The 14,620-nt window shown below is 43.5% G+C and carries 10 protein-coding genes; 1 reads left to right on the top strand and 9 read right to left on the bottom strand.

The features are described from left to right. Positions 1–26: 26 nt before the first annotated feature. The 6 genes from AAFP11_RS10490 to AAFP11_RS10465 form a co-directional block, all read right to left on the bottom strand. The gene (locus tag AAFP11_RS10490) at positions 27–584 is read right to left on the bottom strand and encodes a Uma2 family endonuclease (RefSeq protein ID WP_341737006.1); all 558 of its coding nucleotides are present in this window, start codon (positions 582–584) and stop codon (positions 27–29) included. A 76-nt stretch (positions 585–660) separates the two neighbouring features. Further along, entirely contained in the window at positions 661–1,221 is a 561-nt protein-coding gene (locus tag AAFP11_RS10485) for a Uma2 family endonuclease (RefSeq protein WP_341737005.1), read from the bottom strand. 76 nt (positions 1,222–1,297) lie between these two features. Next, positions 1,298–1,858, bottom strand: coding sequence for a Uma2 family endonuclease (locus tag AAFP11_RS10480; RefSeq protein WP_341737004.1), 561 nt, complete (start codon positions 1,856–1,858; stop codon positions 1,298–1,300). A gap of 76 nt (positions 1,859–1,934) precedes the next feature. Further along, the gene (locus AAFP11_RS10475; protein WP_341737003.1) at positions 1,935–2,495 is read right to left on the bottom strand and encodes a Uma2 family endonuclease; all 561 of its coding nucleotides are present in this window, start codon (positions 2,493–2,495) and stop codon (positions 1,935–1,937) included. 208 nt (positions 2,496–2,703) lie between these two features. Further along, positions 2,704–4,974, bottom strand: a complete 2,271-nt coding sequence (locus AAFP11_RS10470; RefSeq protein WP_341737002.1) for a Calx-beta domain-containing protein — start codon at positions 4,972–4,974, stop codon at positions 2,704–2,706. 617 nt (positions 4,975–5,591) lie between these two features. Further along, positions 5,592–7,601 (bottom strand): tetratricopeptide repeat protein, encoded by a 2,010-nt coding sequence (locus AAFP11_RS10465; protein ID WP_341737001.1) that lies wholly within the window; start codon positions 7,599–7,601, stop codon positions 5,592–5,594. A gap of 400 nt (positions 7,602–8,001) precedes the next feature. Here AAFP11_RS10465 and dprA point away from each other — a divergent pair, with 400 nt between their 5' ends. Further along, positions 8,002–9,153 carry a DNA-processing protein DprA gene (dprA, locus tag AAFP11_RS10460; RefSeq protein ID WP_341737000.1) on the top strand — a complete coding sequence of 384 codons (1,152 nt, stop codon included), beginning with the start codon at positions 8,002–8,004 and terminating at the stop codon, positions 9,151–9,153. Between the two features lie 433 nt (positions 9,154–9,586). Here the strand turns inward: dprA and AAFP11_RS10455 are convergent, their stop codons facing one another. The 3 genes from AAFP11_RS10455 to AAFP11_RS10445 all read right to left on the bottom strand — a co-directional run bounded on the left by AAFP11_RS10455 (position 9,587) and on the right by AAFP11_RS10445 (position 14,608). After that, positions 9,587–12,025: a right-handed parallel beta-helix repeat-containing protein gene (locus AAFP11_RS10455; RefSeq protein ID WP_341736999.1), complete on the bottom strand. Its 2,439-nt coding sequence runs from the start codon at positions 12,023–12,025 to the stop codon at positions 9,587–9,589. Between the two features lie 289 nt (positions 12,026–12,314). Beyond that, positions 12,315–13,499, bottom strand: a complete 1,185-nt coding sequence (locus AAFP11_RS10450; RefSeq protein ID WP_341736998.1) for an ATP-grasp domain-containing protein — start codon at positions 13,497–13,499, stop codon at positions 12,315–12,317. A 26-nt stretch (positions 13,500–13,525) separates the two neighbouring features. Then, positions 13,526–14,608, bottom strand: a complete 1,083-nt coding sequence (locus AAFP11_RS10445; protein ID WP_341736997.1) for a DMT family transporter — start codon at positions 14,606–14,608, stop codon at positions 13,526–13,528. Between the last annotated feature and the right edge of the window lie 12 nt (positions 14,609–14,620).

Raw genomic sequence — 14,620 nt, 5'->3', positions numbered from 1 at the left:
ATTCAAACTACTACTAGCTAATCTCCCTAACCCAAGATAAAATTAACACTCACTTCAAACTCAGGAAAAGCTAGCGGTGAAACCATTTCTCCCCGCTCAAATTTTTGGATGGAAGTATAGCCATTTGCCGTGGGATTGCGGTAAACTTCTAAACAGTTAACCTCAAGATCCCACAACCATACTTCCTGAATCCCAGAACGAGCGTAGATAGGGACTTTAATATTGCGATCGTTATCAACAGTGCTGTCGGCTACTTCAACTAATAGCAAAACTTCTGACGGTACTGGATGGGCTGTGGCGTAGTAGTCAGCACGAGGTTGCAGCAAGACAACATCCGGTTGAGGTTCAGTTTTTTCTGTCAACTGAATGGGGTCTTGAACACCCAGAGTTGCCAGCTCTTCTGGAATGAGGCTAAAACATCTAGTGAGACGCTTAACGGAACTTGCGTGACGAGTACCAATTGCAGCCATTTGAATAATTTCTCCTTCTATCAATTCCACTCGTTCATTAGCAAAAACACCAGCATCACTCATCAGGTGATATTCTTGGACAGTAAATAGCCACTTTTGAGTCTGAACAGACATAACTATTCTCCTTTTTTGGCGGTTAGCCTAAGTTTACTATTTTTGATTCTAATATTCTACCTACTGCTAAAGTAGGCTAACTCAAAATCAAATCAACACTCACTTCAAAATCAGGAAAAGCCAACGGTGAAACCATTTCTCCCCTCTCAAATTTTTGGATTGAAGTATAGCCATTTGCCGTTGGATAACGGTAAACTTCCAAACAATTAGCTTCTAAATCCCACAACCATACTTCCTGAATCCCAGAACGAGCATAGTTAGGTACTTTCACATCGCGATCAAAATCAACTGTACTATCAGAAACCTCAACTAACAGCAAAACTTCTGACGGTATTGGATGGGCTGTAGCGTAGCAGTCTAAACGGAATTGTAGCAAAACTAGATCGGGTTGAGGTTCGGTACGTTGAGTTAACCGAATTGGGTTTTGAACATCCAAAATAGCACTTTCTTCAGGAATTTGGCGAAACTGCCGGATCAGTCGCCGCACACAAGTAGCATGACGAGTACCAATTGCTGCCATTTGGATGATTTCTCCTTCTATAAGTTCCACTCGTTCATGATTAGCAAAAACACCAGCCTCATTCATCAGATGGTATTCTTGGACTGTAAATAGCCGTCTTTGTGTCTGAACAAACATAACTATTCTCCTTTTTTGGCGGTTAGCCTAAGTTTACTATTTTTGCTTCTAATATTCTAGCTACTGCTAAAGTAGGCTAATTCAAAATCAAATTAACACTCACTTCAAACTCAGGAAAAGCCAAGGGTGAAACAATTTCTCCCCGCTCAAATTTTTGGATTGAAGTATAGCCAGTTGCCGTGGGATTGCGGTAAACTTCCAAACAATTAGCTTCTAAATCCCACAACCATACTTCCTGAATCCCAGAACGAGCATAGTTAGGTACTTTCACATCGCGGTCAAAATTAACTGTACTATCTGCTACCTCTACCAGCAGCAGAATATCCTGACTATTTGGCAATGATTCTTCATAAAAATCAGCACGGGGTTTGAGTAAAGCAATATCAGGTTGAGGTTCGGATTTATCATTAAGGGAAATCGGATTTTGCACCCGAAAAATTACCAGAGACTCTGAAATCTGGCTAAATAGTCGTGCGAGGCGATCGACACGGGCGGCATGACGTTTACCAATTGCTGCCATTTGGATAATTTCTCCTTCTATTAGTTCCACTCGTTCGTTATTAGCAAAAACACCAGCCTCACTCATCATGTGGTATTCTTGCACTGTAAATAGCCGTCTTTGAATCTGAACAGACATAACTATTCTCCTTTTTCGGCAGTTACCCTAAGTTTACTATTTGTGCTTCTAATATTCTACATACTGCTAAAGTAGGCTAACTCAATATCAAATCAACACTCACTTCAAAATCAGGAAAAGCCAACGGTGAAACAATTTCTCCCTGCTCAAACTTTTGCATTAAAGTATAGCCAGTTGCCGTGGGATTGCGGTAAACTTCCAAACAATTAGCTTCTAAATCCCACAACCATACTTCCTGAATCCCAGAACGAGCATAGTTAGGTACTTTCACATCGCGGTCATAATTAACCGTACTATCTGCTACCTCTACCAACAGCAAAATATCCTGACTATTTGGTAAGGATGCTTCATAAAAATCAGCACGACGTTGTACTAAAGCAATATCAGGTTGAGGTTCAGATTTATCATTAAGGCAAATCGGATTTTGTACTCGGACGATCGCACTTGTTCGCACTTTGTCGTAAAATAAGTCTGCGAGGCGATCGACACGGGCGGCATGACGCTTACCAATTGCTGCCATTTGGATGATTTCTCCTTCTATAAGTTCCACTCGTTCGTTATGAGCAAAAACACCAGCCTCACTCATCATGTGGTATTCTTGCACTGTAAATAGCCGTCTTTGAATCTGAACAGACATAACTATTCTCCTTTTTGAGCAGTGAATCTCAGCTTATCACTTGATTTTGATAAATAGTATTATTTCAAGACAACAAAAAACCACCCTAAACAGGGTGGCATATTCTGAAAGGCTGTAAATCACCTACGCTAAAACAAGAGAATTTCAAGTGCTAAAAATATAGCTTTTAGCGATCGCAAGGCGGGCATTATCCGCCATGGAAATCACCTTATAGTAGAGTAATCGAGGTTGATGCTGGAGTACCGATGGAGCCAGCGCCGAAACCTAAGTTGACACTACCAGCAGTCTTAGCAAAAATGTTGTTAATTGTCAAGCTGACGCTAGTTTGTCCGTTAGCAAAATTCACGGTACCGCCGGTAGCGTTGGGGAGTACGCCAGAGCCGGTGATAAAGTAGTCGGTAAGATTTTGGGGTTGGCCACCACCAGGTGCAGCTATCAAAAAGTCGATGGAACCCGTACCGACACCGCTCGTCCGGTTGATGGTAAACGTTCCGCTAGTATTGTCGGCCACAGGTGCAGGAGCAGAACCGTAGAAGAATCCATTGCTGATCCCACCACTGCTGTCGAGAATGGATAAGACTGCTGCTGACGGACTAGCTACAGAGCCACCGCTGAGGAATAAGTTCACAGTCTCAGTCAATTCCGGCACCGTATCATTGATGATGGGAACACCTACTGTAGCGCTAGCTTGACCAGGAGCAAAGTTAACTGACACATTGCTGACAGAGACATAATCAGGGGCAGAAGCTGTGGCCGAACCGTCAGCAGTGCTAAATAGAATGGTTCCTGCCTTTGTCAAATCCCCAGAGCGATTGATTGTCACGTTCACAGTGCTACCTTCGTTACCACTGTAAGTAGCGGCACTAAAGAAGAAGATACTAGGCCCAGTAGTTGCCGTTGTCGGAGTGGGAGTGGGACTGGTTGGAGTCGGAGTTGGAGTCGGAGTTGGCGCAACATCATTAATCGTCAAGATAGACGGGTTGCTGCCGACAGTACCGCCACTGAGAACTAAGTTGACAGTTTCCGGGCCTTCAGTAATCGCATCAGTCAAAGCAGTGACAGTGAAACTGGCGCTATTTTGCCCAGCCGCAAAGTTGAGGGAACCCGCCCCAACGGTGTAGTCAGGGCTAGTGCCGCTAGAACTAGCTGAACCGTCGGTGGTGGCGTAGTTAATGGTTGCTGCACCAGTACCACCAGTGCGAGTGACTGTAATGGTGGCGGCACCGCCTTCATTCACCGTGTAACTGCCTTGGCTGAATTGAAAGACGCTTGCAGGCGTTGGAGTTGTAATCGGAGTCGGAGTCGGAGCTGGGGCACTTCCACCATCAAAAATGGTAACAGTGGCTGGATTCAGAGTACCTACATTACCGTTGTTGAGAAATACATTGACTGTCTCTGGGCCTTCGCTAATAGCATCGGCCAAAGTGGGGACAGTGAAAGTGGCGCTAGTTTGCCCGGCCGCAAAATTGAGCGTTCCTGTGGTGGCAGTATAATCAGTAGCCGAGCCGGTAGAAAGGGCTGAACCATCAACGGTACCAAAGCTGATGCTTCCGGGAGCCGATGTATTGCCCGTGCGAATCACTGTGACTGTGGCGGGACTGCCTTCAGGGGTAGAGTAATTATTTGTGCTGAAGCTGAAGACACTTGTAGGTGTTGTTCCCGGTGTCGGTGTGGGTGCCGGGGTTGGTGTGGGGGTTGGTGTGGGGGTTGGTGTGGGGGTTGGTGTGGGTGTGGGCACCCCGGATGATTGAAACCAACCCGGATTTGCGCTCAGTTGTGCAGCAGTCAAACCTTGGAGGTTGACTAAATACTCGCCGGTGCCGGTATCGCGAACGAGGGTGTTGCCGATGCTGATGCCGTTGGAGCCGGTGCCGTCGATGAATTGCAAATCGCTGAATTGCAGTCCGCCAAATAACTGGATGACATCGTTCCCGGAGAGTTGAAAGTCAGTAATGAAGTCGGCATCGGAGACGCTGGGGCCGCCAGTAGTGGCTGTGGGTTTGCCGTCGCCTACTCGCCCGATCGCAAACAGGTCATTTCCACCACCACCGCTCATGGTATCAGAACCAAGGTCGCCGTAGAGTACGTCGTCGCCGAGGTCGCCCAGAATCAAGTCGTTGCCTTTACCACCGAACATCGAGTCGTTGTCTTTACCGCCGAAGATCGAGTCGTTGCCGTCATTACCGAACACGCTGTCACGGCCGATGTCGCCTCTTACTAAGTCGTTGCCTTTGCCACCGTATACTTGGTCGTCGTCTTTGCCACCGTATACTTGGTCGTCGCCTTCGTTGCCATTAAGAATATCATTGCCGGGGCCGCCGAATACGAGGTCGTTTCCTGACCCTGCACCGATGGCATCATTACCGTCAAGTCCACTGATTGTATCGTCGCCTAGCAAGCTGCCTAGGCTAATTACGCGACCGTCTGGTAAAGTTCCAGGTATGAGATCTGCGCCTAGAGTTCCTGTTATGTTTGCCATTTTCTTAATTCCACAGATTAGTTTTTTTTGCCTTTAGTAGAAGCACCTGTAGAATTTTTTTAGGGATTTATTGCACTATTTTTATACACGTATGATTGGTGCAACAATCCGGTATTTATGTCAGGATTGACTATACTTATCCGTTAAGTCAAATAATTGCCATAGGCAATCTTTGCTTGCTAGCACTTCGTCAGGTAAATCTGTTTTCATGCCCTGTTAATACCTCAGAAGAAAGCTGCTCGGGTAAAGTTCCCATTTGTTGGAAATATTAGGCGGTAATCTTAATAGTTATTCCAGCGATATCTGGGGATAGATAATTGTCTATATAGTCCACCTCTATGCTTCTAAACAATGAGATATTTTCAGGACAATTGTTGAAAAAATAGATACAGCCTTTCGAGATCTCATAGGAGGTAAGATCGAGAACTGGTAATGGGTAATAGGTAATTAGTTGCATCCTTGTTCCCAGGCTCTGTCTGGGAATAAATATCTGGAGGCTCCGCCTCAAATGCCCCATGACAGATAAATCTAACTGGCAAAAACATCAAACACAGAACCCCGACTTCTTTACAAAGTCGGGGTTCTATGGCGATTATTCCTTCTGCCTTCAACATCTGCTATAGTTCTGAGATGAGAGTGCGGCGATCGCGCCTTGCTTCCTCATTTTCTGGCTGGATAGCGATGGCTCGATCGTAGGCTGTCATTGCTTCTTCATAGCGCTTTAATTGCGACAAAGCTGTGCCCAAGTGATGCCAAGCATCGTAGGAATCTGGCTTAATCGCAACTGCTTGTTCATAGGCTGCGATCGCCTCTTGGTTTCGGTACAATTTTGCTAAGGCTTCGGCTTTACCAAACCAAGCTTCATAACACTGAGGGTTAATTTCGATCGCTTTTTCGTAAGATTCGATGGCGGGTGCGTAATCCAACAGTTTCTCGAAAGCTGTACCTCGGTTGTGCCAAATTTCAAAGTCGTTTGATTTAATCGCAATGGCTTTGTCATAGGATGCGATCGCATCCAGATAGCGGTGTATGTTTCCGAAAACAGCACCTCGATTGTACCAAACTTCATATTTGTCTGGGGCGATGCTGATGGCTCGATCGTAGGAATCAATCGCATCTTTGTAGCGCAGCAATTTCCACAACACATTACCTCGATTGTACCAGGTTTCGTATCTATTGGGATAGATGGCAATCGCTCGATCGTAGGAATCGACTGCTGCTTGGTACTGCTGTATTTTGCCCAACATCACGGCTCGGTTGTGCCAAATTTCGCTGTCGGTTGCTTTGATGGCGAGGGCGCGATCGTAACTGGCGATCGCCTCTTGGTAGTGGTGTAATTTCCCCAATAAAGCTGCGATATTGTGCCAGGGAGCATAATTTGTGGGTTCGATCGCACTTGCTTGCTGGTAACAGAGGATCGCCTCTTCGTACTTTTGCAATTTTCCCAGCAAATTAGCTTTATGATACCAGGCTTGGTAGTTATTTGATTTAATAGATATGGCTTGGTCATAACAGGCGATCGCCTCTTCGTACTTTTGCAATTTTATTAACACATTTCCGCGCCAATACCAAGCCATATCTAAATTATTATTCGTTAAAATAGCTTTTTCAAAGCAGACTACTGCCTCATCATATTTGCCTTGAAAATAAAGCCCTTCCCCTTGCTTGATATAATCATCAGCAATCAAATTATTGTCCTCACTAGAAACCGAATCTACTTGTGACTCTGGGGAGTTGTTGGAGGGAGGTGTTGGTGGGACTTTGACAACTTCCTGGGCTACCACGGCGGGGAGTTGAGAAATTTCTTGAACAATTTGAGATTTTTTTTCGTAAACTTCAGTCAGCAAAACTTGCAGGTGCATCAGAAATTGAGACTTGAGAGTTTCTATTTGCTCGACAGAAGATTTAGAAACTTCAGTTTCTTTACTTAAAAAATCAATGGATTGTTTGGCGGCACTCATTTGTGCTTCTAATTCATCTCTCAATTTTTGATTCAACTGACTAGAATTGATTAATTCTGATTCTAATACACCAATTCCCTGTAATCGTTTATTGGCATCAGCCACCAACTGTCTGACTACCAGCCGTCGCATCATCCAAAAAAAAGCAATGCTAACTGGGGGAAATATGGTCCCCAGAATCAGCAAAATATTAAGCAAAGTTACAGTATGATTAAAACTATATTCCGAGTCGATATTGCCACCAGCGCGGGGAGCGAAAAAATCGAAAGCATCGCGAGCTTGGGGGATGGTTTGAGTACCGGATTCGATTAATTTAGCTAGCCAAGTTTCTTGTAAGGATTTGGTCAATTCATCGCCGGATGAAGATGTAGTTTTTTCCTGGGTTTTGGCTGGGGTAGATGACTGGGGTGGCGCTGTCGCTACCAGCAAACCTGTCTGGGATTTGACAGCAATGCGTGGGGAAAATTGTTCGTGGGCGATCGTCTCTGGGGCGCTAATAGAATGAGCGGGACGGGCTACGGTATTATTTATGGCATCCACAAAGTTGCTGCTTTGTGGTGTTTGAGGAGCAGCGGGAGGTGGAGCGGGAGTTTTGCTAGTATTAGCAGTTAAATTCTGGGATGCGAGGGCAGCCAGAGTCAAAAAAGCTACATTTGATACTCGCATAAGCGTGAAATTACTTAGGAGGAGTTAGTGCTTGCCGATCGCTCATCGGGCGATCGCGATTCTAGTGTCAACAGCCAGAATCGCTAGGCCAGAGAGTTTGGCTTACTATCTCCAAAATACGCCCAGCCTCTGATTTATCAGGAAAAGTGCCAAGAATTCCCACTCTGCCACTTTCCCGAAAGGATAGATGGTGGCGATCGCTCCGGTTCCATCACCCTATAGTCAGATACCCAACAAATTCTGGGAAATCGGGTATCAAAAATATCAATAAACTGGTTGTTTAAAAATGATAAAATAGACATCTCCTAAAAAGCCAGTCTTGGAACAGCAGGATGCCAAGCCCAGAATAATTTTGGGGATGTCCATAACTAATTAAATCAACAGTAATTGAGGGCAATTCATGACAGAAGAACGTACTTACTGGCTGGCTTGGTCTCAAATTAACGGCATCGGACCGATTTTATTACAAAGATTGCAGGAACATTTTCAGAGTTTAGCAACAGCTTGGACGGCAAAATCCCTAGACTTATGCCAAATTGAAGGCTTTGGGAAACAGACTATTGAAAAAGTAATAGCAGAACGAAAAAACATTAATCCCGAACAATTTATTGAACAACATCTCATCAAAAATCCCCTTTTTTGGACACCCGCCGATGGAGATTATCCTCGTTTATTATTAGAAATTCCCAATCCACCAGCAGTCTTATATTATCGCGGTACAGTTGATACCAAAGAAACTCAAGGAATTACGCCCACGGTAGCAATTGTGGGTACTCGTTCTCCTTCGGAATATGGGAGACGGTGGACTCGTAAATTTAGCGCTGCTTTGGCTAAAAGCGGTTTTACTGTGGTGTCGGGATTGGCGGCTGGAATTGATACAGAAGCTCATACAAGCTGTTTGGCTGCGGGAGGGCGGACTTTTGCCATATTAGGCACGGGAGTTGATATCGTTTATCCTAGGCAAAATGATAAGTTGTACGATCGCATTTTGCAGCAGGGATTAGCAATTAGTGAATATCCCGCTGGTACTCAACCAAATAAAACTAATTTTCCCCGGAGAAATCGGATAATTGCTGGTTTAACTCGTGCTACCATAGTCATAGAAGCTCCGCGCAAATCTGGTGCTTTAATTACCGCTTATCAAGCTAATGATTTTTGCCGAGATGTCTATGTTTTGACATCAAGATTAGATGATGAACTTTCCTTTGGATGTTTGGAATTATTGAGTAAAGGTGCTCATCCAATTCTGCCCAATAGCGATCGACTTTTGAGCGAAGAACGATTGTTAGAAATGCTGGGAGCTATCCCCAAATTGGATTCTCCGCAACAATTGTCCCTATTTCCAGCCAATCCGTCTCCACAAAAGCAAGAGCCAGCATTGGATAGGGAATTAGCTTTGGTGTTAAGTGCGATCGAATCTGGTCCGATTGCTTTTGATTGCATTGTCCAAGCCGCAGGATTAGATACCGGCAAAATTTCTAGTGCACTCTTGCAATTAGAATTATTAGGATTAGTGTCGCAGTTACCGGGAATGCGATATCAGCGGTGCTGACATCGCATCATTTCTGAATTTCTTACTCCCTCCCCTTAGTAAGGGGAGGGCTGGGGTGGGGTAAAAAATTTACCACTCCTCCAAGGATTGCTACAGCGGTTCCTGCTGTTATGAGGTACAAAAGTGGGGTGCATCGCATTTTTGTAGGGGATTCGCATTCGCGCCCATATCTTATATCAAATCCGTTGACATCGGAATTATTATTTCTCTCTTCTCTTTCTCTGTGTCCTCTGTGTTCTCTGTGGTTTAATCATTCCGATACAACCGGAAACGATATTATAGATAGATCAGAGATTTTCAACGCGAATGCGAAAGCCCCTCTAGGCGTGTTTCCCAAAATCGGGATGCTCCCTGGAGCAATTAACAAACCAATTTATTAAATGTTGAGGATTCATGTTTGTGCGTCGCTCTTGCAGCGGGAATCGCTGTATATTTATTCTTGATTATTTTTTCCTTCCACATATCCATTATCTACCAGTCGCCAAGCACCGCCAGAATTGCCTGTCAAATCGCAATCTTCAACCTTCGCAATAGCATCTCTATAAAGTGCGATCGCCTCAGAGCCATTACCAGTAATTCGACACCTGCGTACAATCAATTTCCCTCCCAATCCGACACCAATTCCTACAGTACCGTTGCCAAAAATCTGACTATCTTCCACCGTTAGTTGGGCGCTATCGGACATAAAAATTCCGTTCCATATCCCGTCATGAATTTGACAGCGACGCATTACAGAAGCAGCATTATGCCCGCAAATTCCCACCACAGAATAGTCGGCAGAAGTAATATCGCTATCTTCGATGACTAACTCTCCTTCACGAATATCAACCGCATAATAGTTCCCCGTAGCATTTAGGGTTAAACCTCGCACTAAAGCCGATGCTGTTTGCATTTTTAGGCAGTTAGAATTGGTACTTTGAACAACAATACTTCCCGCTTCTATTTTACCGATAATTTCCACAGATTTATCGAGGATGAGACTTTCTAAATATAAGCCAGGATTCACATAAATTCGAGTGTTTGGTGCTGCATTTTGTAGTGCTTCGTTAATTGTAGTATAATTACCTTGGCCTTGTTGACAAACAACCAGTTCTAGGCTATTGGAAATTTGAGCATCGGAAGTTGATGGTGCAATTTCCTCAGATTCAGCAGCGGGTGTTTCAATTTCTCCATCGCCCGTGAGGGATTGTGCTGGGATTTCTGATAGTTGTGTACTTAGTTGCAACTTTTGGCGATCGAAATTTGCTAACTGATGCTCTAATTCGGATACTTGAGCTGTCAGGTTAGCTTGCTGTTGTGTCGCCGTCTCTAATTGACTTTGCATTTCGGCAATTTGCGTATAATATTGCGATCGCTCTTGATTTGCTGTTTCCCAATCCGACTGTAATTGGGAGCGACTCTGCTCTAATTCGGATACTTGAGCTGTCAGGTTAGCTTGCTGTTGTTGCGCCGTCTCTAAGTGACTTTGCATTTCGGCAATTTGCGTATAATATTGCGATCGCTCTTGATGTGCTGTTTCCCAATCTGACTGTAATTGGGAGCGACTCTGCTCTAATTCGGATACTTGAGCTGTCAGGTTAGCTTGCTGTTGTGTCGCCGTCTCTAATTGACTTTGCATTTCGGCAATTTGCGTATAATATTGCGATCGCTCTTGCTGAGATTTTTCTAAATCAGCTTGTAGTTGGGAAGACTGAGATTGAAACTGCGATAGAGCTTGCTCATTTTGATTTATTTTATCCTCGACAGCCTCTAATTGTAGTACCAAATCTTCTCGCTCTTGCGAAATCATCCTTGACTGATTTTCCCCCGCCACAATTAGAGCTTTTAATTCAGTTATCTCATGATTCGCTGCTTCTAAATTAGATTGAGCTTCCGATAGTTCCCGTTTCATTTGGGAGAGTTCTTCATGCTCTGATTCTAACTGGACTTGCGATTCAGACAGTCGATCGTTCAGTTGCGCTTTTTCTTGAGTTACATTTGCCAATTTCGGCTCTAATTCTAAAATTTGATAACTTAAAGCTTCCCGTTCCTCAATCAGAGACTCCAACTGTTTTTCCAGATTTAATAATTGCGGTTGAATTTCCGTTTGCTTTTGGCTAGCATTTTGTAATTGAATATGTAACAATTGTCGTTCAACATTAGAATTTTCAAGCTGATATTCTACTTCTGATAACTGATTTACGAAGACCAATTTTTCTTCTTCGAGAATATCTAGCTGAGCTTGTAAATTAGATTTTTGAAATAAAATTTCCTCTTTTTCTTTCACAGCGCGATCGCACTTGATTTTGCTTTCCGCCACTTGGTACTGTAGCTGCAACTTTTCTTGATTAGCCGCTGCTAATTCACCTTCTATTTCCGCTATTTTCGCCTGAAACAAGCCAATTTCTTGGTACAATGGTTCTAAGTCTGCTTGAGTTTGCTCTAATTGTAATTTCAGTTGCGATCGCTCTTGTTCGGCTATGTCTAATTGATGTTTAACTTCGGCAAATTCCGACAGAGATAACTGATTTTCTCTAGCACTTTCTAATTGAAATTGCAAGTCTAAAACCAGAGCGTCAACCTGGGATCTATCTTCAGTCATTAGTGCCAACATTGCTTCCAATTCCGAGACTTGCGTATTTAACAAGTTTTGTTGCTCATTCTTTTGGTTTAAGGAATTTTCCAGTTCCGAAATTTGAAAATTTAGCTGATTTTCTTCCTGAATTTTCTGCCTAATTTCCCCATTTTTTACCCCCAACTCCGAGGCTAACTGCGACAGAGCCTGCTGGGATTTGTCTATCCGCATCAAGTTGCGCTTATTTCGCTCATTCAAGATTAGCCAACATACTAGCAACCCGCCCCCAAATCCTATTAATAAGAGTAATGCTTCCATTTGCTTTATTTAATTGAGAAAATTTAAACATTCTTAATGTGTTATGACACAAAATATACCTTCGGTCAATATAGCAATCCTAAATCATTTGTGAATTTCTTACTCCCGGACCTTAGCAAGGTCCGGGTTGGGGTGGGGTAAAAAATTTACGACTCATTTAGGATTGCTATAGGTAGTGCAGTCTATCATATCACAAATTATTCCCAAATTTAATTTTTTTAAGACTATTTATATTTCTTTACAACCTCCGCAGCGATCGCAGAGGTTGAAGTCATCAGCCTTTAGAGAGTTAGGAGAAATGAAGCAAATCCACAATATGAGAAATAATACCAATATCTTTCATGAGTAAATAATCTAGGCGATCGGCGATCAAACTCAAAATCAAATCATTATAAGTCATCTTATATTCCGCCAAACCAAGAGCAACTAAACTGGTCACATTTTCCCCAGGGCGTTTCAGATCCGGTTTGGGATTAGCCTCCAAAACATAAAGTTCCCCATTCTCATCGCACCTGACATCAATCCGCACCAAACTATTGAGACTAAACTCCCAATAAATTTTTTGGGCTAATTCAATTAACTCCTGCTTTAATTGCGGTTCTTCTGGGCCAATCAACTTTCCGCGATCGGCAGTAATCGTTTTTTTATCCATAGAAGTAAAGATTAATTCATCAGATTCCAAAACCCGTTCGATCGTGGAAAAAGCAAAGGGTTTTTGCTGTTTAGAAAAACTGCCTTGAGCATGAGTAACGTAGCCACAAACAGCCACACAAAACTCTCGTCCCGGTAAATATTTTTCAATCAAAGCAGTATTGTGAGTTGCCTGATGAACAGCAGAAATAGCTTGAGACAAACCCTCAATTGTTTCGACAAAATGAACGTGCAACGAAGCTCTACCGGATACTGGCTTGACGATAAAAGGTCCAGAATAATCACCAAAAGCCAGGGCAAAACGGTCTTGCAATTTTGGTTTAAATATGCCTTGAGAAGGATGCCAAATGATAAACGGAGCCGTTTTGATTCCGACTGATTGCAGTTCTCGTTTAAAGGCGTGCTTGTTATCTAAAATTGAGCTATTTAAAGGGTTGTGACCAATATAAGGCATTCCCAACATTTCTAACAAAGCGGGAGTGTGACAAACCGGATTGTATCCCTGAACGCCTCCGGTATTCATCCAGACTAAATGGATATTTTCTGCCTTGAGTTTGTCTGGCAAATTCAGATCGTCAGGCATCAGAAAAACCTGCTTGAATCCTACTTCTTTTAAGGAATTGGCAATTTCTCTGGCTACCACTTCATAACTTTTCCAAGCGCGGGGATTGTGAGTTTTGTAAATCACAGAGCCTGGTTTGTTGCAGTCGCCGCCGAATACCACTGCAATCCGCAATTTAGTAAAAAATACTTCCAAATATTCAGGTAGCAGACTAAAGTCGTAATGCGAGGGATTCATCCCAATTGATGATGTTGCAACCATAATGCCTACTTCCTATCTGTCTAATTTTAGTTTTTTTGTTTGATGTTTTTTTCCGCAGAATCGCTAGATTTTGCTATGTATATCCCAGCCAAAACTACAGAAAAAGCCAGCCAGTTAAACAAACTCAAATTTTCGCAAAAGAGTATCCAAGCTAATATGGCAGTAATCACAGGTTCTAACAGCAGGAAAAGAGCCACAAAACCTGATGATAAACGGCCGAGACTGTGAATGAGCAGTCCTTGACCGAAAGCTTGGCAAATCACGGCTAGAGCAATTACGGCTAGCCATCCTTGCCAAGAATAAGGGAAAATGCGATCGCCCGCCAGCAACACCAGTGGCAAAATCAAGAGACTGCCAATAAAACAGCGCCACATTAATATAGTTGTCGCCGGGAACTTGGTCCGTAAATGTTCTGCTATCAGCAGATTTCCTGCATAGAACATTGCCGATAAAAGAGCAGCCAAATCGCCAGTCAGATTCTCTCCGGCAGTTTGTAAATCATCAAACCCGATGGCGATAGCCCCTGCCAAAGCTACCGCCATTCCGACTAAAAACCTGCGATCAAAACGGCGGCCCAATAGCAGCCAACCTCCCAAAGTTGTAAACAAAGGAGTTAAGTTTCTCAGTACAGTAGAATTAGCGACATTCGTCCTCGTCAGAGACCAAGCCCAAAAACCCAAGGAAGCCGAAGAAACGATACCTACCGCGATTAATAGCATCAAATCGCGGATAGTGTAGTTCGATCGCATTTGAGGTTCTGCATCAGAGATGCGGCGGCGGGCTTCACCGACACCATTCCAGACTGCAAACACCAAAGTTGCGATCCACAAACGGTTAAAAACAGTAGCATTAGCACTGATTTCCCCTTCGCTTAACCGAATAAAAATGGCAGCAAAAGAGACAGCTAACAGCGCCGCCGACAGCGAAACTATCGCCCACAACTTCCCTTGAGTATCCCTTGGTGTATCGTTGTTAACATCATCATCCTGGTTTGCCAAAACAAGACTGGTTTTAGGTTGAGGTTTTAAGGCAGGATTTAAACCATTTACCTCTAATTTTTCCTGTTGTAGATCGATATTTGTTTCTGGCATTTCCAGTTGTTTTGACATTTTCCTTCTTCC

Origin of the sequence: Microcoleus sp. CAWBG640, assembly GCF_020883015.1 — a bacterium.
Classification (GTDB): domain Bacteria; phylum Cyanobacteriota; class Cyanobacteriia; order Cyanobacteriales; family Microcoleaceae; genus Microcoleus; species Microcoleus anatoxicus.
The sequence above is the reverse complement of the archived record's forward strand: the minus strand, read 5'-3'. Positions and strand labels throughout refer to the sequence as shown.

Excerpts from the sequence above, each read along its gene's own strand:
- dprA (WP_341737000.1), top strand. The coding sequence starts at position 8,002 with ATGACAGAAGAACGTACTTACTGGCTGGCTTGGTCTCAAATTAACGGC.
- AAFP11_RS10455 (WP_341736999.1), bottom strand. The coding sequence starts at position 12,025 with ATGGAAGCATTACTCTTATTAATAGGATTTGGGGGCGGGTTGCTAGTA.
- AAFP11_RS10475 (WP_341737003.1), bottom strand. The coding sequence starts at position 2,495 with ATGTCTGTTCAGATTCAAAGACGGCTATTTACAGTGCAAGAATACCAC.
- AAFP11_RS10450 (WP_341736998.1), bottom strand. The coding sequence starts at position 13,499 with ATGGTTGCAACATCATCAATTGGGATGAATCCCTCGCATTACGACTTT.
- AAFP11_RS10485 (WP_341737005.1), bottom strand. The coding sequence starts at position 1,221 with ATGTTTGTTCAGACACAAAGACGGCTATTTACAGTCCAAGAATACCAT.
- AAFP11_RS10465 (WP_341737001.1), bottom strand. The coding sequence starts at position 7,601 with ATGCGAGTATCAAATGTAGCTTTTTTGACTCTGGCTGCCCTCGCATCC.
- AAFP11_RS10490 (WP_341737006.1), bottom strand. The coding sequence starts at position 584 with ATGTCTGTTCAGACTCAAAAGTGGCTATTTACTGTCCAAGAATATCAC.
- AAFP11_RS10470 (WP_341737002.1), bottom strand. The coding sequence starts at position 4,974 with ATGGCAAACATAACAGGAACTCTAGGCGCAGATCTCATACCTGGAACT.
- AAFP11_RS10480 (WP_341737004.1), bottom strand. The coding sequence starts at position 1,858 with ATGTCTGTTCAGATTCAAAGACGGCTATTTACAGTGCAAGAATACCAC.
- AAFP11_RS10445 (WP_341736997.1), bottom strand. The coding sequence starts at position 14,608 with ATGTCAAAACAACTGGAAATGCCAGAAACAAATATCGATCTACAACAG.